The organism is Borrelia turcica IST7 (assembly GCF_003606285.1).
Lineage (GTDB): Bacteria > Spirochaetota > Spirochaetia > Borreliales > Borreliaceae > Borrelia > Borrelia turcica.
The window spans coordinates 18,544-34,245 of record NZ_CP028884.1 but is presented as its reverse complement, the minus strand read 5'-3'; the positions used below and the strand labels follow the sequence as shown (position 1 = coordinate 34,245).

17 protein-coding genes are annotated in these 15,702 nt (G+C 29.6%); 12 read left to right on the top strand and 5 right to left on the bottom strand.

The window, feature by feature from the left end:
- On the bottom strand, positions 1-1,452 hold the full coding sequence (locus DB313_RS00175; RefSeq protein WP_174220857.1) for a PEGA domain-containing protein: 1,452 nt from the start codon (positions 1,450-1,452) through the stop codon (positions 1-3).
- Between the two features lie 149 nt (positions 1,453-1,601).
- Here DB313_RS00175 and lepB (DB313_RS00170) point away from each other — a divergent pair, with 149 nt between their 5' ends.
- The 3 genes from lepB (DB313_RS00170) to DB313_RS00160 are packed head-to-tail and all read left to right on the top strand — an operon-like array spanning position 1,602 to position 3,644.
- Positions 1,602-2,582 (top strand): signal peptidase I, encoded by a 981-nt coding sequence (lepB, locus tag DB313_RS00170; RefSeq protein WP_120104632.1) that lies wholly within the window; start codon positions 1,602-1,604, stop codon positions 2,580-2,582.
- A 2-nt stretch (positions 2,583-2,584) separates the two neighbouring features.
- Positions 2,585-3,220, top strand: coding sequence for a signal peptidase I (lepB, locus tag DB313_RS00165; protein WP_120103853.1), 636 nt, complete (start codon positions 2,585-2,587; stop codon positions 3,218-3,220).
- On the top strand, positions 3,210-3,644 hold the full coding sequence (locus DB313_RS00160; protein ID WP_120103852.1) for a DUF188 domain-containing protein: 435 nt from the start codon (positions 3,210-3,212) through the stop codon (positions 3,642-3,644). The genes lepB (DB313_RS00165) and DB313_RS00160 overlap by 11 nt, the downstream gene beginning before the upstream one ends.
- On the opposite strand, the gene DB313_RS00155 is transcribed toward DB313_RS00160, so the two are convergent.
- On the bottom strand, positions 3,630-4,655 hold the full coding sequence (locus DB313_RS00155) for a hypothetical protein (RefSeq protein ID WP_120103851.1): 1,026 nt from the start codon (positions 4,653-4,655) through the stop codon (positions 3,630-3,632). The genes DB313_RS00160 and DB313_RS00155 overlap by 15 nt on opposite strands.
- Positions 4,656-4,662: 7 nt before the next feature.
- Positions 4,663-5,298: a BB0027 family outer member beta-barrel protein gene (locus DB313_RS00150; RefSeq protein ID WP_120103850.1), complete on the bottom strand. Its 636-nt coding sequence runs from the start codon at positions 5,296-5,298 to the stop codon at positions 4,663-4,665.
- A 152-nt stretch (positions 5,299-5,450) separates the two neighbouring features.
- On the opposite strand from DB313_RS00150, the gene DB313_RS00145 reads away from it, so the two are divergent.
- The 3 genes from DB313_RS00145 to ruvC are packed head-to-tail and all read left to right on the top strand — an operon-like array spanning position 5,451 to position 7,587.
- Positions 5,451-6,356: a bifunctional 5,10-methylenetetrahydrofolate dehydrogenase/5,10-methenyltetrahydrofolate cyclohydrolase gene (locus tag DB313_RS00145; protein ID WP_120103849.1), complete on the top strand. Its 906-nt coding sequence runs from the start codon at positions 5,451-5,453 to the stop codon at positions 6,354-6,356.
- On the top strand, positions 6,357-7,088 hold the full coding sequence (locus DB313_RS00140) for a YebC/PmpR family DNA-binding transcriptional regulator (protein WP_120103848.1): 732 nt from the start codon (positions 6,357-6,359) through the stop codon (positions 7,086-7,088).
- A gap of 25 nt (positions 7,089-7,113) precedes the next feature.
- Complete coding sequence (ruvC, locus tag DB313_RS00135; RefSeq protein WP_120103847.1) at positions 7,114-7,587, top strand: crossover junction endodeoxyribonuclease RuvC; 474 nt, start codon at positions 7,114-7,116, stop codon at positions 7,585-7,587.
- On the opposite strand, the gene DB313_RS00130 is transcribed toward ruvC, so the two are convergent.
- On the bottom strand, positions 7,526-8,707 hold the full coding sequence (locus tag DB313_RS00130) for a PQQ-dependent sugar dehydrogenase (RefSeq protein WP_120103846.1): 1,182 nt from the start codon (positions 8,705-8,707) through the stop codon (positions 7,526-7,528). The two genes, ruvC and DB313_RS00130, sit on opposite strands and share 62 nt — an antisense overlap.
- An 86-nt stretch (positions 8,708-8,793) precedes the next feature.
- On the opposite strand from DB313_RS00130, the gene ruvA reads away from it, so the two are divergent.
- The 6 genes from ruvA (at position 8,794) to DB313_RS00100 (ending at position 14,728) form a co-directional block, all read left to right on the top strand.
- Entirely contained in the window at positions 8,794-9,384 is a 591-nt protein-coding gene (ruvA, locus tag DB313_RS00125) for a Holliday junction branch migration protein RuvA (protein WP_120103845.1), read from the top strand.
- Positions 9,385-9,421: 37 nt separating this feature from the next.
- Positions 9,422-10,483, top strand: a complete 1,062-nt coding sequence (ruvB, locus tag DB313_RS00120) for a Holliday junction branch migration DNA helicase RuvB (protein ID WP_120103844.1) — start codon at positions 9,422-9,424, stop codon at positions 10,481-10,483.
- Positions 10,458-11,492, top strand: a complete 1,035-nt coding sequence (gene queA / locus DB313_RS00115; RefSeq protein WP_120103843.1) for a tRNA preQ1(34) S-adenosylmethionine ribosyltransferase-isomerase QueA — start codon at positions 10,458-10,460, stop codon at positions 11,490-11,492. Before ruvB ends, queA begins: the two co-directional genes overlap by 26 nt.
- Positions 11,493-11,558: 66 nt before the next feature.
- Positions 11,559-13,223: a diphosphate--fructose-6-phosphate 1-phosphotransferase gene (locus DB313_RS00110; protein ID WP_120103842.1), complete on the top strand. Its 1,665-nt coding sequence runs from the start codon at positions 11,559-11,561 to the stop codon at positions 13,221-13,223.
- An 11-nt stretch (positions 13,224-13,234) separates the two neighbouring features.
- A complete protein-coding gene (locus tag DB313_RS00105; protein ID WP_120103841.1) occupies positions 13,235-13,747 on the top strand; it encodes a hypothetical protein in 513 nt (170 codons plus the stop codon).
- A complete protein-coding gene (locus DB313_RS00100) occupies positions 13,748-14,728 on the top strand; it encodes an RluA family pseudouridine synthase (protein WP_120103840.1) in 981 nt (326 codons plus the stop codon).
- Here the strand turns inward: DB313_RS00100 and DB313_RS00095 are convergent.
- Positions 14,725-15,690: a YitT family protein gene (locus tag DB313_RS00095; protein ID WP_120103839.1), complete on the bottom strand. Its 966-nt coding sequence runs from the start codon at positions 15,688-15,690 to the stop codon at positions 14,725-14,727. The two genes, DB313_RS00100 and DB313_RS00095, sit on opposite strands and share 4 nt — an antisense overlap.
- Between the last annotated feature and the right edge of the window lie 12 nt (positions 15,691-15,702).

Below are 15,702 nucleotides of genomic sequence, written 5' to 3'. Positions count from 1 at the left end.
CTATTCCTTTTCAATAATTAGCCTAAATCCGATATTTGGCGAACTCCAATTTTTTAAAAAAGAAGCTTTTGTTGAAGGCTTAAGTATTGAGTTATCGTTATATTTATATGTTCTAACTTCGGTTATTAGTGAGTTAAAGTGTGTAGAATATATGTTGTTTTTATTTTCATCTCTGAATAATAATGTATCATTAAAGCTTGAGCTTTGCATTAGGTTCCAAAATCCAATTTTTTGAGATATTTCATTGATATTTAAGTTATTGACTGATTTTGATTCTTCTCTTTGGTATAATTCCCATTCTTGAGATAGGGGAAGTCTTGCTGTAAATCCTTTTGGCAGATTTGAAGAATACCATTTAGCATACTCTAGAGCTGCATAGTAAGATATGTCAGTAATATCTTCATTTGAAGGCATTTGTTCAAAATTTTTAAGATACCTTTCGTCTACAAGTTCTTCTTTTATTAAATTATCTTTATTATTTAATTTCCACTTGGGATTTTCATTTAAAAACATCTGATATTCAGCTTTAGTAATATTTTGATTCTGCATTAAAAATTCTTTTAATTTATATGTAGTTTTAATCGTAACATCGTGAGAATGTAATTTATAATTTTGAATACTTTCAATAGTACCTGAAGCTATTTTTTTAAAACCTTTAAAATCTAGGTCTACATTTTTATTTGCAAATGTTAATATTTTATTTTCATTTTTTAATTCTTCTATTAGTCTTGTAAACCATGTTTCATTAGATATTTGTTCTTGTTGCTCTTTGTCTAGATTTTGAAAAAACCAAATAATTGCTCTGTTCTCTAGGTTAAAATTTTGTTGTAAAGATTCCCATATTTCTTTATTGTACTTAGTGTTTATTAAGTAAATGTCTTTATATGCTGTCAAGAAATCTTTAAACATTGCACTTGAATTTAGATGCGGAATAGAAATTTTAAAGAAATTTTTAATGTGTTCTGGGTTGTCTTTTAAATCGTTTAAAAGTAGTGAGAATATAGGAATTGGCTGTATATTGTCGCTAGTGTTTTTAATTTTTGTCATAACAGAGAGTTCTTTTTGTCTTTGATTCATTATTTTATCAGGATCTTTTAATTCTAAGTTGACATTAAAGTTATAACTTGTAAAAAATTTATTTTGTATCTCAATTTGCTTTTCATAAGTATCAAATCCTAATCTTTTGATTCTTAAGGTTCCTTTGGTAACATTTATGTATTTATTTAATGGAGTTCTTCCTAGATATTTTTCGTCTAGGTAAACATGTGCATTATAAATATTAGTTTTTATATGTAAATAGGCTCCGGGGTTTTTTAGTTTGGGATTTATAAAAAAAATAAATAACAGAGTTAAAAGCAGGATAAGTAGTATTAATAAACAATAAACCTTTGGAACTATGCCTAATATTGGTTTTAATTTTACTTTAAAAACTTCATCATCAATATCAATTATATCGTCTTTTTGCATTACATGTGTAATTATAGGGAAGTATAAAGATAAGGTCAATGTTATCTGTTGCTTTGTCTTTAAGCATTCTTATATTTGTAAGTATTTTAATAAATGTTGATTTTATGTATATTTTATTATTAAAGGCGGAATTTATGTATTTAGGAAAATTAGATAAATTAGCTAACTTTTTAGTGGAGTCTATTGAGAGGTATCTAACCTATAGAAAAAGAAAGAAGTATCTTTATAAGTTAAAAGTTAAGAAACGAGGTTTTTTGGTAAACTTTTTGTTTGAGTTTTTAGGTGCTGTACTTTTTGTTTTGGCAGTAAATCAGTATTTTTTTCAAGGATTCAGAATTCCAACAGGATCTATGGAAAATACTCTTAAGGTAGGAGACTTTTTGTTTGTAGACAAATTTTCTTATGGACCTGAATTTTTACCTGGAATGGGAAAGATAAATGGAATTAGAGAACCAGGAGAAGCGGATATTGTTATTTTTGAAAATATCGAATATAAAACAAAGGGGACTTTTTTTGATATTTTGCAAAGAATAATTTTTATGTTGACTTTTTCTTTTATTGATCTTGATAGAGATGAAGATGGAAATCCTAGTGTTAGATTTTTTGTAAAAAGAGCGCTGTTTGCCGATGGTAAAGTTGTAAGATTTCGTAGTGGAAAAGTGTTTGTTAAGAAAGAAGGCGAAGAAAATTTTGTAGAAGAAGAATCGTATAAAGCTTCCTTGGGATATAATTTCACTTCTAAGAAACTTGTCGAAGAAGAGGATTATAAGATTTATGATAATCTTGCTATGTTTATTGCATTAAAACAATTAAATCTAAATCTAGAAAATATGCCCGATTTTTCATTTTTTAATGTGAGAGTTATTGATAGATTTGAGGTTGAGAGATTAGAATATCGCTATTTAGTGGCTTTCATGCCATATGTTGATTATTATATGGAAAAAGCAATAATGAGAGAATATGGGTTATATGTGCCTTATGGATATGTATTACCTATTGGAGATAATAGAGATAATTCTCATGATGGTAGATTTTTTGGAGTCATAAATAAAAATAAGATACTTGGCAGAACTTTTTTCTTGCATTTTCCTTTTTCTAGGATGGGTTTTCTTTAAAAATGGCTGCTTATTTAACTTTTGAGCAAAGACTTTTAAGAAAAAAACGAAGGAAAAATTTTTTTAATTTTATTTTGCTATTTTTAATATTAAATTATGTGTTTACAAAATTTGTTATACAAATTTTTACTTTTCAAGGAAAAGAAATGTCGCCTTTAATAGAAGAGAACCATAATTTAATTTTTGTTTCAAAATATGTTAGATCTTTTTTTGTACCTTTCAGAGTGAACGATATTGTGCTTTATGAAGATTTAACTTTAGAGGGCAATATCGTGTTAGATTTTTTCAGAGATTTATTTTGTTTGAATAAAATTTTTAATACAAAAAAGCATAGTATATCAAGAATAGTTGCTACTTGGGGAGATTTAGTTTATGTCAAAGGTTTTGATGTCTTGATTAATAGAGGAGGCAATAATTCTTTTTATTTAAATGGCAATTTCATATCTAATTATAGATTAAATGATTTTTTTAAATCTAGTGAACCAATTAAATGCTTTGCTTTAAAGAAAAATGAATTTTTTCTCTTAAATGAGAATTTAAAGATTTTGAATGATTCTAGAGTATTTGGACCTATTAAGAAAGAGAAAATAGAATCTTTTTTAGTAGTAAAGATAGTGGATTATAAGATTGTTAGATAAGATTTTTGTTGATGCTGATTCTTGTAATTTAAAAGTAATAAAATTTTTGCAAAATTTTGTGCTTAAAAGAAGTGTAGAACTTATTTTAGTTTCAAATAAATCTTTAAATTTAAGTAGCACTAGGAATACTGCATTTAAGGTTGTAGAAAATGTTGATTCTTTTATTTTGGAATTAGTTGATAAGAATAGTATTGTAGTAACAAGAGATATATTATTTGTTAAGTATCTGTTGGATTTGGAAATTAAAGTTATCAATGATGAGGGAAAAATTTTTAATACAGATAATATAAATTATTTGTATTTTAGATCTAATATGAATAATAACTTAAGTTTTATTAAAGTAAAGAAATATTTTAATTATGAGTCTAGTAAAGATAGATATTCAAATTTTGCAATGAATTTTCATCGTTTATTCTTTAGTTAATTTATGGTTCTCAATTTTCCATAATCCTTTTCCTTGGGTTAGTATATAGGTTTTGTCATTAATAGGTATGATGTTATTGAGTCTTGTTTTACTTAATTGTGAAGCATGATAAGATCCTTCCGATACAGATTGAGAAGGTGATTGTAGGGCAAATGTATCTTTATCTTTGACAAGTTCCACAAATCCGCTATTACTGCCAATAAGGATTGTTCCATTGACTTCTCTTGCAAAGTATGCCATAAAACCTCCTATGTCTTCTCGGTTAAATATTGGATCTTGATAATTATTTGTACTTGAATATATCATAAATTTGTTATCTGATGTGTCATGACCTCCGCCAGTCATTACCAGAGTTTCAGCAAATCCACGGATATTTGTATCTATAATAGGCATTATTTCATTTTTTGAATTAACACTTATAATGCTACCGTCTAGGTTCCAAATTTTTGAGAATCTTCCTGTGATTAATTGATTTTTATTTGAGATTTGATAAAATTTGTCATCCTTGTTTGCACCTGAAGGAGTTTTATTAACTCCATTAAGCTCTAGAATAACTTGATTTCCATTTAATTCTGATGCTAAGATATAAGCTGCTTTGACCCCAGTTGTGTCTATAGATTTTAAGAATTTAATGGCATTTAAATTCTTTTGAAGAGTAAGCTTCCAGCTGTCATTTTCAAGGGTGTAGAGTTCTAGTTTACCATCTTTACTTTGTGATAATAGGTATGTTTTATCTGAAATGTTAACGAGATCAATTACAAATTCATAAGAATTACTAAAGTTTACTTTTTCAACAACCCCATTTTCTTTTTTAAATAAGTGCATAGCTGCAATATATAAAGTATCATTAACTAACGAAATACCATTTGGACTTGAGCTGTCTAAAATGTTATTATCACTATTTATTTTTTGTAACTTACTAAGTTGGGAAAAAATAGATTCACTTGAGCATGAGCTAGTTAGTAATATTAATATTATTAGCATGAATTTTTTAAAATCTTTATTATCCATATTAAACCTACAATTTATTTACATTTACTGTTACCGAGAGAGAAACTAATAAAAAGTGTCCTGTTTTAGCTGAGTTCCCAAATTCAAACATTGTCCACCATGCAGTTGTAAAACCAAAAGCCCATTTATAGTTGAAGTTCCACAGGATACCAGAACCAATTGAAAGAATAGGCATTGCATCAAAAGTTCTTAAATTTGAGATATTATCACTTTTGTCTCCGTAAGAGTTAAGAGAAAATCCTATATTTGAAAATATGGGTATTTGAAAAAGTTCTCCAATATCAAGCACGTAGTTTATTAAAAATGTAATAGGTACTATACTAAGTGTTTTACCTATACCAGAGTCTGGGTTGAGCAAGTTAAATGAGTGATTAATGTCAAAATTGAACAAGTATCTAAGTTCAAGTCCCATAGATAAGTTACTTAATATGTGATATTGATATTTAAGAGCTCCGATTCCTCCAGGATACAAATTGGAAGGAAAAATTTTTGATAAATCATTATAAAAAAGAGGTATACCTAAGCTTAAATCTACCCCGATAACAGAATTTCCATTTCTATCAATTGAATATGCCTCAATTTTTGGCATATTTGTACTTAACAAGAATAGCGAGATTAAGCCAACTAAAAGGTTCTTTTTCATTATTCTCCATTTTTCAAAAACTCGTTAGTTACAGTTATTATATTTAAAAAAAGGTATTATTACAATTCATTCTTTTGCAAATTGATTTTTATTTACATTTACAATATAAGTATAATGTATAATATTTGACTAATTTGAGTGGAGGTTATGATTTGACCAATGTTTTTGATGGTAAACTTTTTGCAGGGAAATATTATTTGTTATTGAAAAAATTTTTAACAGAATATGATTTGGTAAATAAGATTTCTTTAAAAGTTATTTTGGCAAACGATAATCCTGCAAGTAAGCTTTATGTGTCTATTAAAGAAAGAGTATCAAAAGAGATTGGTATTAATTTTTGTGTTCTTAAGTTGGTTAATAACACAGAACAGGAGAATATTTTGCAGTTGATTGAAGCTGAGAATTTGAATAAAGATACCGATGGAATTATTGTTCAGTTACCTCTTTTAGGTGAAATAAATGTAAATATGGTTTTAAACAAAATAGTACATACAAAGGATGTAGATGGACTTTCTGCTGTTAATTTAGGTAAATTAGTGTTGGGTGACAAAAAAGGATTTATTCCTTGTACAGCTCTTGCTGTGCTTAAAGTTTTATTTGACGAGAAAATAGAAACTTCTGGTAAGACTGTTGTTGTGATTGGAAGAAGTTCTCTTGTAGGACGGCCTATTTCTATTTTGCTTTCTTGTAAGCCTTATAATGCAACTGTAATTACATGTCATAGTAAAAGTACTTATTTGGATGTTTATGTGAGACAAGCAGATATTATTATTTCTGCTGTTGGAAAGCCTAAGTTAATTGATTTGAATATGATTTCTGGAAGTCCTTATGTTATTGATATTGGTATTTCTGAAGTAGAAATGGAGGGTAGTAATGTTTTGGCTGGAGATGCAGACTTTGAGTCAATAAAGGATCATGTTAAATTTATTACTCCTGTAAGAGGTGGAATTGGTCCTGTGACAGTGCTTATGTTAATGTTTAATACAATTAAAGCACATTTGATTAGTCATGGTAAGTTTGATGTTTTGGAAAAACTGGAAAAGTTGGTGGAGGTTTGAATGTCTGGACATAGTAAATGGTCAACTATAAAGAGGAAAAAAGGTGCTCTTGATGCTAAGAGAAATAAAATTTTTACTAAATTGATTAGGGAAATAAGTATTGCTGCCAAGATGGGTGGAGGTGAAATTGATTCTAATCCTAGATTAAGAGTTGCTGTTAATAAGGCAAGAATATCTAATATGCCTAAAGATAATATTGAAAAAGCGATTAAAAAAGGTATTGGCGATAATACAGGTGATGAGTATTTTGAACTTACTTATGAAGCGTATGCTCCTCATGGGGTAGCTTTAATGATTATGTGCTTGACTGATAATAAAAATAGGACAGCGAGTGATGTAAGGAGCGTTCTTACAAAGGGTGGTGGTTCTCTTGGGGCTCCTGGTTCTGTATCTTATATGTTTCACAGGAAAGGGTTGATTTCTTATAGTCTAGATAAATATTCTGAAGATGAAGTAATGGAACTTGCATTAGAAGCAGGGGCAGAAGATATTTTGAGTGAAGGATCTGAGGTAGAGGTAATAACAAGTGCTGAAAATTTTGAAACTGTTTTATCTGTTTTAAAAACTAAGTTTGAAGAAGAGATGGCAGAGATTGTTCTTATGCCTGAGAATAAAATTTCTTTGAATAAAGATCAGATGGATAAAATACTTACTCTTGTTGAAAAATTGGAAGATTTTGATGATGTACAGGAAGTTGTTCATAACTTGGAAGATTGTGATGAGTTTGATTAATTTGCTGCTTAATTTTGAAATTTAAATGAGAATATTGGGTATTGACCCTGGTCTTGCTAATGTTGGTTGGGGAATTTTAGATAAGAGAGGAAGTAGGTATGTATATGTTCTAGATGGGACAATTATAACTAATTCTTCTATGTCTTTAAAAGATAGAATAAAGTTGATTTCTGAAGAACTTGTTTTAATTATTGATAAGTTTAATCCTGATGTTGCAAGTGTTGAAGATATTTATTTTGCTAAAAATAAAAAAACGGCAATAGGAATAGCTGAGGCTAGAGGAGCTATTATTTTAACTCTTGCTTTAAAAAATATAGATTTTCATGCATACACTCCAATACAAGTTAAAAATGCAATTTCTGGATTTGGAAGGCTTAAAAAGATACAAGTAAAATATATGATGCGTATTTTACTTGGAATAAAGTCAGATTTTGTTTTTAATAGTGATCATAGTAGTGATGCACTTGCACTTGCACTTTGTCATGGCAATTATAATTAGTTGTAGTATATCCGTAGATTTTGTTTCCAAAGTCATCTGAGAATAAAATTGAACCATCCCAGTAAGTGATAATGTCAACAGGTCTTCCTATTTTAGAACCATCGGAGGTTAAAAGACCTTCTAAGAATATCTTATAATTTGTTACAGTTTTTGTATTTGAATTGATGTCTAGTGTTGTTATTCTGTATCCAACAGGAACTGTACTATTCCATGATCCGTGTTCGGCAATAAATAATTTATTTTTATATTCGCTTGGAAACATATTCCCCTTGTAAAAATGTATTCCAAGTGGCGCTACATGAGCAGGTAGTTCATAAATAGCAGGTGTAAAATCAATATTTTTAGGAGCTTTAAGGAAAAAGGAGGGATCTTTTCTATTTTTACCAAACACATATGGAAATCCAAAATGTTCACCATATTTGGATACTAAATTAATCTCGTCTGGTGGTAAATTATCACCTAAGTGATCTCTTCCATTATCACTAAAATAGAGATAGTTATCAATTGGGTGAAAATCAAATCCTACTGAATTTCTAACGCCATACTCTACTATATTTTTTTCTTTAGTTGCAAGATTAATACCTAGCAAGACGGCTTCATGTTCTTCCTTAGGAATTCTAGCGTTGCTAGGAGATCCAATATTAACTATTAAATTTTCATTCCTTTTGTCTACCTTAATATATCTGCCAGCATGTATTTTTGAATTTGTGTCTGGTAAAATAACAAACTCTTCCATTTTCCATTTATATGGTTGATTGGCATTTACAGTATTGTTTATCTCTTTTTCTACATCTTGAACAACGTAAATTTTGTTTACCGATGAGATGTATAATTTGTTGTTAAAGTAAGAAATGCCTATTGGTTTTTGAAGGTTTGAAGCAATGGTGTAAATATTTTTGCTTTTTGTGATTAAATAAGCAAAATTACTTGAAGATCCTATAAAAATATTGCCTTCATCATCACTTGTAAGTCCCCGAGGTTTTTCAATGTTGTTTATAAATATTTCAACTTGAAATCCATTTGGAACTTTTAATTTGTTGATTTTTGCCTCTAAGTTTAGTGGTAAGCTTAACAAGAGTAATATATAAATAGAGTATCTAGCACTAAATTTATTTTTCATAACGCGACCTCTTTATCTCATTTTATACTAATTAGTTAATAGAAATAAGATAAATTTAAGTTTTTGATGTATTATAATTTAATTCTATGATAAACAAGATTTATGGTAAAATTATCGAGAAAAGAGAATCCAGTGTTGTTATTGTAGCACTTCCCTTTGAATTTGAGATTTTAGTTAGTTCTTTTTGTATGACAGAATTGAACTTACTAGAAGATGCTGAGGTATTAATTTATCTTCATTTAAGGGAAGACGAAATTAAACTTTTTGGTTTTGCAAATACAGAGGAGAGAGAAATTTTTGAAGAGCTTATTAGTGTAGACGGAATAGGGCCAAGGGCAGCTTTAAGGATACTGTCAGGCATTAAATACAGTGAATTTAGAGATGCAATTGAAAGGGAAGATGTGAAACTTATTTCTAAAGTTAAAGGCATTGGAAACAAGACAGCAGGTAAAATATTTTTAAAACTTAGAGGGAAACTTGTTAAATCTGATGAATTGAGTTCAGATATATTTAAATTTAAGGACCTTGAACAATCAATTGTTAATATGGGTTTTGATAGGAAGCTTGTTGTGATTAAGATAAGAGAAGTTTTGTCTACTGATGAATTTTTGATGTTAAGAGAAGAAGATCAGGAGCAATTTTTATTCGGAGAAACCTTAAAAAGACTTTCAAGTTAATTTTATTTAGCAAATATTTAGAGAAGGGGGCTTATAGATGGATTTAGGAGAGGGATCTGATTTTTTAAGTTCTGACAAAAATTTTCTGTATGACAGAAATGAGAGTGAACTTAGACCGAAATCCCTTAGAGATTTTTCAGGACAGTCTCACATCAAGGAAAACTTAAATATTTTTATAAAAGCATCTAGGGAGAGAAATGAGGCGCTTGATCATGTTTTTTTAAGTGGTCCTCCAGGTTTGGGTAAGACTACTCTTGCTAGTATTATTGCTTTTGAAATGAACACTATAATAAAGGTGACTTCAGCACCGGCTCTTGATAAGCCAAAGGATATTGTTGGTATTTTAACAACTCTTGATGATAAGAGTGTTTTATTTATTGATGAGATACATAGACTTAAACCTGTAATAGAAGAGATGCTTTATATTGCAATGGAAGATTATGAGATAGACTGGATAATTGGACAAGGTCCTGCTGCAAGGACTGTAAGAATTCCTATTCCTAAGTTCACTTTGATTGGGGCTACTACAAAACCAGGAAAAGTGGCGTCACCTCTTTATGCAAGATTTGGCATTGTGTCTAGATTTGATCTTTATAATGAAGAAGAACTTGTAAAGATAATAAAGAGGAATTCTGTTATTTTGAATGTTAAACTAGAAGAAAAGGCCGCATATCTTCTTGCAAGAAGCTCAAGGGGAACGCCTCGTGTAGCAAATAGGATATTGAGGCGAATGAGAGACTTTGCGCAAGTTGGAGGTTATGGATTGATTACAGAAAATATTGTAAGTTCTGGGCTTGAGATGTTAAAAATTGATAAAGAAGGACTTGATGAGCAGGATAGAAATATTTTGAAGAGTTTGATACTGAAATTTAAAGGTGGTCCTGTTGGTGTTGAAACTTTAGCAATTTCTGTTGGTGAAACAGCTGATTCTCTTGAAGATTTTTATGAACCTTATCTTATTTTAAAGGGTTTAATTGAGAGAACCAGTAGAGGACGCAAGGCTACTGACTTTGCGTATTTTCATCTAAATTTGGATAAAAATGAACATAATGACTTAAGTGAAGAGAAGCAAAATGGATACCAAGGAATTTTATTTTGATTTGCCATCTAATTTAATAGCACAACATCCAAGTAAAAAAAGAGGTTTATCAAGATTAATGGTTCTAGATCCTAGTAATCAGAAAGTTTACCATGATCATTCTGTAAATGATATATTGAAGTATATTAATAGCAATACTTTTTTAGTTTTTAATGATTCGAGGGTTAGAAAATCGAGAATATATGCCAAAACAGATAATGGGGGTAGTGTTGAATTTTTAATGCTAGCTAGAATAGCAGATGATATATTTACATGTCTGATTTCTAAGGCAAGGAGGCAAAATGTTGGCAGAGTCTATAAATTTCCTCAGGATTTATTAGCTCAAGTAATTTCAAAGACAGATAGTGAGTTTACGCTTAAATTTAATCAAAATGTGGATGAATCTTATTTTGAACAATATGGACTTATTCCTTTACCGCCTTATATTAAGAGAAATTATGAAAAAGAAGATGAGGAGCGTTATCGTACAATTTATTCAAAGTATATAGGTTCAACAGCCTCAGCTACGGCAGGGCTACATTTTAGTAGGGAACTTTTTTCTTTATTAGATAAAAATAGGATTGAATATGATTTTATTACTCTTCATGTTGGCCTTGGAACTTTTCTTCCTGTAAGAACAAAGAGAATAGAGGAACATAAGATGCATTTTGAGAGATTTTTTATAAAAGATTCTGTTGCACTTAGACTTGAGAAGGCAAAGGCTTTAGGTAAGAAAATTTTAGCTATTGGAACCACCACCCTAAGGGCATTGGAGTCAGCTTATGACAATAGCAACTTTATGAGGGGCGAGCAACAAACAGATCTTTTTATTTATCCGGGGAAGAATTATGACTTTAAATTTGTTGATATGCTTTTTACAAATTTTCATACACCAGAATCAACTCTTTTAATGTTGGTGTCTTCATTTGGAGGTAAAGACTTTGTATTTAGTTCTTACAGGGAAGCTGTTGAGATGAATTATAAGTTTTTCTCTTATGGTGATGCTACTTTATTTTTAAATCACGTATAGATATTAATTCTTAATTATTTTAATATTTAATAATAAGTAGGATAAATCTTTAAAGGAGGAAGAAATATGATTTCATCTTTACAAAAAGAAAGATATCAATATGCACCTAAGTTGCCTAAAATTTTGGAACATGATTTTAAAAATATTAGTGTAGTTTTTGGTGAAAAAACGGAAGGTCTTCAAGATAGAGAAGCCTTAAGGGAAGTTTTTAAAAATACTTATGGACTTTCGGTTATTAGTTTTGCTCAGGGATCTTCAAGTATAGACTTTTCAAAGGTTTTAAATGTGGGGATAATCCTTTCAGGTGGACCTGCTCCTGGAGGACATAATGTTGTGGCTGGTGTTTTTGATGCAATGAAGAAAGCAAATTCAGGTTCAAAAATTTTTGGATTTAAAGGAGGGCCTTCAGGCTTATTGGAAGATAAGAAAATTGAAATTACTAGTGATTTAATAGATTCTTATAGAAATACTGGAGGTTTTGATATTATATCTTCTGGACGAACCAAAATAGAGACAGAGTCTCAGTATGAACAAGTTTTGTCAGTTGCTCTTAAAAATAATCTTAATGCAATTATTGTTATTGGTGGTGATGATTCAAATACTAATGCAGCCTTGTTAGCAGAATTTTTTAAAAAAAAGAAACACGATATTCAAGTTATTGGTGTTCCTAAAACAATAGATGCTGATCTTAAGAATGAACATATTCAAATTTCATTTGGATTTGATTCTGCTACTAAGACTTATTCTGAATTGATAGGCAATTTATGTCGTGATGCTATGTCAACTAGGAAATATTGGCATTTTGTTAAACTTATGGGAAGAAGTGCATCTCATGTTGCCCTTGAGTGTGCATTAAAGACTCAACCTAATGTATGTATTATATCTGAGGAAGTTTTAGCGAAAAATAAGACCTTATCGGATCTTGTTAGCGAAATAACTTCTGTTGTAGTAAAGCGTTCTTTGAAAGGATATGATTTTGGTGTAGTTATAGTACCTGAGGGTGTTATTGAGTTTATCCCTGAAGTTAAGTCCTTGATGACTAACTTGTGTAGTATATTTGATAGCAATGAGAATGAATTTAAAGGGTTGAGCGTTGAAGCTATAAGAGAAATTTTTATTTCTAAACTTAATGGGTATATGAAAGAAGTTTATTCATCTTTACCTTTATTTATTCAAATTGAACTTGTGAATTCTATTTTGGAAAGGGATCCTCATGGTAATTTTAATGTATCAAGGGTACCTACTGAAAAATTATTTATTGAAATGGTTAATGTTAAGCTAGAGGAATTAAGAAAGCTTGGAGAGTATAGTGGTAAATTTATTCCTGTTGATCATTTCTTTGGCTATGAGGGTAGAAGTGCTGTGCCTTCAAATTTTGATAGTAATTATTGTTATAGTTTGGGCTACAACGCTGCTTTGCTTGTTTTAAATGGTTTAACAGGTTATATGTCTAGTATAAAACACTTAAATAAAAATGCTACTGAATGGACAGCAGGGGGGATTCCTTTAACAATGATGATGAACATGGAAGAAAGATATGGTGTGGCAAAACCTGTTATTAAGAAAGCGCTTGTTGATTTAAGCGGAGCTCCCTTTAATGAGTTTGCTAAGAATCGTGAAAGGTGGGCAGTGGATAATTTATATATTTACCCAGGTCCTATTCAATATTTTGGTCCTTCTAAACTTGTTGATGAGACAACTTTGACATTAAAATTAGAGCTAGAGAATTAAAAATTATATATATGATTGTTAGATTTTTATTTTTGCTTTTTAATATTTGTATTCTCTATTCCAATTCTTTTGATTATTATAAACTTGATGTTGATTATTTGAATTTGAGTCAAAAATTTTTGCTGGGAAATCAAATTTTTTCCAGCAAAAATAATATTAATTTTGATAATGAAATTTTTGTTAAACTTCAAGATAAAGGAGAGGATGATTTTCTTTATAAAAATATTCAAGAAAATGAGACTTTAAATGTGGAAAAGACTATTGAATCTAATTGGGGGAAGAGAGCTTTTAGATTTTCAGCAATAGGTGTTGGTACTTTTCCTATAGCTTTACTGGTAAGCTTGTTTTTTTTTGATTTGTCTTATTATTTTAATAATGGCATGGATTCAAAATATCTCCCATATCCTTTCTCAAGTGGTTTTAAGCTTTCTAAAGATGAAACTTTTAAAAAATTTATGATATCAGCATCAGCTGGGTTGGCAGTGTCTTTAATGATAGCGTTGATTGATTGTTTGATTTATTGAATGAAAAAACTTCAGGAAGAGTTTGTTGTAAAGGAAGATTGTCAAAGGCTGGATATTTATTTATCTGAAAAATTTTGTATCTTTACTAGAAGTCAAATTAAAAAAAGAGAAGTAATTGCCTTTAAAAACAATGGTGATGTTTTTGTTTCAATAAAGTTATCAAAACCTGTTTTTGTAGGAGATAAAATATTAATAGAATTTAATGAAGAAATTGATTTAAGAGAGTATGTAAGACCTTTTAAATTACCTATTAGTATTATTTATGAAGATATAAATCTTATTGTTGTAAATAAACCTCAAGGTATTTTAAGTCATCCTGGCATGTCTAGGTTGGAAAATACTGTTGTAAATTTTCTTTTGTATCATGTATCAGATTTAGAGGATAATTTTAAAGAGGATAAGGTAAGGCCTGGAATTGTGCATAGACTAGACAAAGACACATCTGGGGTATTAATTTGTGCTAAAAATCTAGCAACTTTGAATTTTTTATCTACACAGTTTAAGGAAAGAGTTGTAAAGAAAGTTTACATTGCAATTGTTAAGGGTAATCTTAAAAGTTCTGCTGGTATTATTGATACTTTTATAGATAGAGATAAAAATGATAGAAAAAAGTTTAGTGTAAATAAAAGTAGAGGTAAAAGGGCATTAACTGAGTATAGAGTGTTGATTAATATGGGGAATTATTCCTTAGTAGCTTTAAGCCCTAAGACGGGGCGTACGCATCAGTTAAGAGTTCATATGAAATATTTAAATCATCCAATATTAGGGGATGTTATTTATAGTAGGTTGGATAGGGATTTTAGGGATGTATCTTTAATGCTTCATGCTTTCAAACTTGAGATTAATATTAGAGAAGGTTTTTTGAAAAAATTTGTCTCAGAATTTCCGCAGAGATTTATTGATTTTTTATCAAATTTTTATAGTAAAAAAGAGTTAGATGTACTTGTTCTTAATTTTATTAAATTTTTAGACGAGTTTTAAGTTTCAATATCTTGTTTAGATTGAGTTGACTCTGTAATTTTTTTACCACCGGTTATTTCGTTTGTATTAAGTACTGTAATGAAACAGTTGGGATCGACCTTTTGAGAAATATATTTAATTCTTGACATACGTATTGTGGGGACCACTATGAAAACTATAGTCTTATCATTTCCCGCCCAAGCACCTTGTCCGTCAATTAGCGTGGCTGCTACTTTTAATTTATTGGTAATAAGATAAGATATTTCTTTCCCCTTATCTGAAATAATGAATATTGCTTTTTGATTGCCAAATCCTATGCTTGCCTTGTCTGTCATAACAGATGTTACAAAAGAAGCAATTAAAGTATAAAGAGCAATCTCGACATTAAAAAAGACAGCTGCAATTAATAATACAGCAAGATTAACAAGAAAGTTTGTAGTTCCAATACTAATTGAATATTTTTCTTTAATGATCATAGAGACTATGTCTGAACCCCCTGAGGATCCCTTTGCTCTAAAGATTAAACCAAGTCCAAGACCTGATATGAGGCCTGCTAAGATAGATACAAGCATCATGTCATTAAGTTGCATTTTACCTTGCAAAAATTGTGAATAGTTTACCATGATAGAATATAAAGCCATTGCAATCCAGCTTTGAATTACAAATGTTATGTTTAAAAATTTGATTCCAAGAATGAATAGTGGAATATTTAAGATGAATATTGTGAGTCCTAAGTTGAAGCTTAAAAGGTAATGAAGCATTAAAGCAATTCCAGCAATTCCTCCACTCAAAAGACCATGTGGTATATATAAAATATTTGTAGATATTGCCATTAAAAGAGAACCAATTGTTATTTGTAGTGTACTAATCAGTATTAGTTTAGGATCTTTAAAGATATTTTTAAGTCGTTTTCTAAGTATTATGTGTATAATAAACCTAGTCTTGTGCTTTATTCTCTTCCACTTGTTCCTTTTTTTCTTCATGTTGACTTATGA

Excerpts from the sequence above, each read along its gene's own strand:
- lepB (WP_120104632.1), top strand. The coding sequence starts at position 1,602 with ATGTATTTAGGAAAATTAGATAAATTAGCTAACTTTTTAGTGGAGTCT.
- lepB (WP_120103853.1), top strand. The coding sequence starts at position 2,585 with ATGGCTGCTTATTTAACTTTTGAGCAAAGACTTTTAAGAAAAAAACGA.
- DB313_RS00155 (WP_120103851.1), bottom strand. The coding sequence starts at position 4,655 with ATGGATAATAAAGATTTTAAAAAATTCATGCTAATAATATTAATATTA.
- DB313_RS00150 (WP_120103850.1), bottom strand. The coding sequence starts at position 5,298 with ATGAAAAAGAACCTTTTAGTTGGCTTAATCTCGCTATTCTTGTTAAGT.
- DB313_RS00140 (WP_120103848.1), top strand. The coding sequence starts at position 6,357 with ATGTCTGGACATAGTAAATGGTCAACTATAAAGAGGAAAAAAGGTGCT.
- ruvC (WP_120103847.1), top strand. The coding sequence starts at position 7,114 with ATGAGAATATTGGGTATTGACCCTGGTCTTGCTAATGTTGGTTGGGGA.
- DB313_RS00130 (WP_120103846.1), bottom strand. The coding sequence starts at position 8,707 with ATGAAAAATAAATTTAGTGCTAGATACTCTATTTATATATTACTCTTG.
- ruvA (WP_120103845.1), top strand. The coding sequence starts at position 8,794 with ATGATAAACAAGATTTATGGTAAAATTATCGAGAAAAGAGAATCCAGT.
- ruvB (WP_120103844.1), top strand. The coding sequence starts at position 9,422 with ATGGATTTAGGAGAGGGATCTGATTTTTTAAGTTCTGACAAAAATTTT.
- queA (WP_120103843.1), top strand. The coding sequence starts at position 10,458 with ATGGATACCAAGGAATTTTATTTTGATTTGCCATCTAATTTAATAGCA.
- DB313_RS00110 (WP_120103842.1), top strand. The coding sequence starts at position 11,559 with ATGATTTCATCTTTACAAAAAGAAAGATATCAATATGCACCTAAGTTG.
- DB313_RS00105 (WP_120103841.1), top strand. The coding sequence starts at position 13,235 with ATGATTGTTAGATTTTTATTTTTGCTTTTTAATATTTGTATTCTCTAT.
- DB313_RS00100 (WP_120103840.1), top strand. The coding sequence starts at position 13,748 with ATGAAAAAACTTCAGGAAGAGTTTGTTGTAAAGGAAGATTGTCAAAGG.
- DB313_RS00095 (WP_120103839.1), bottom strand. The coding sequence starts at position 15,690 with ATGAAGAAAAAAAGGAACAAGTGGAAGAGAATAAAGCACAAGACTAGG.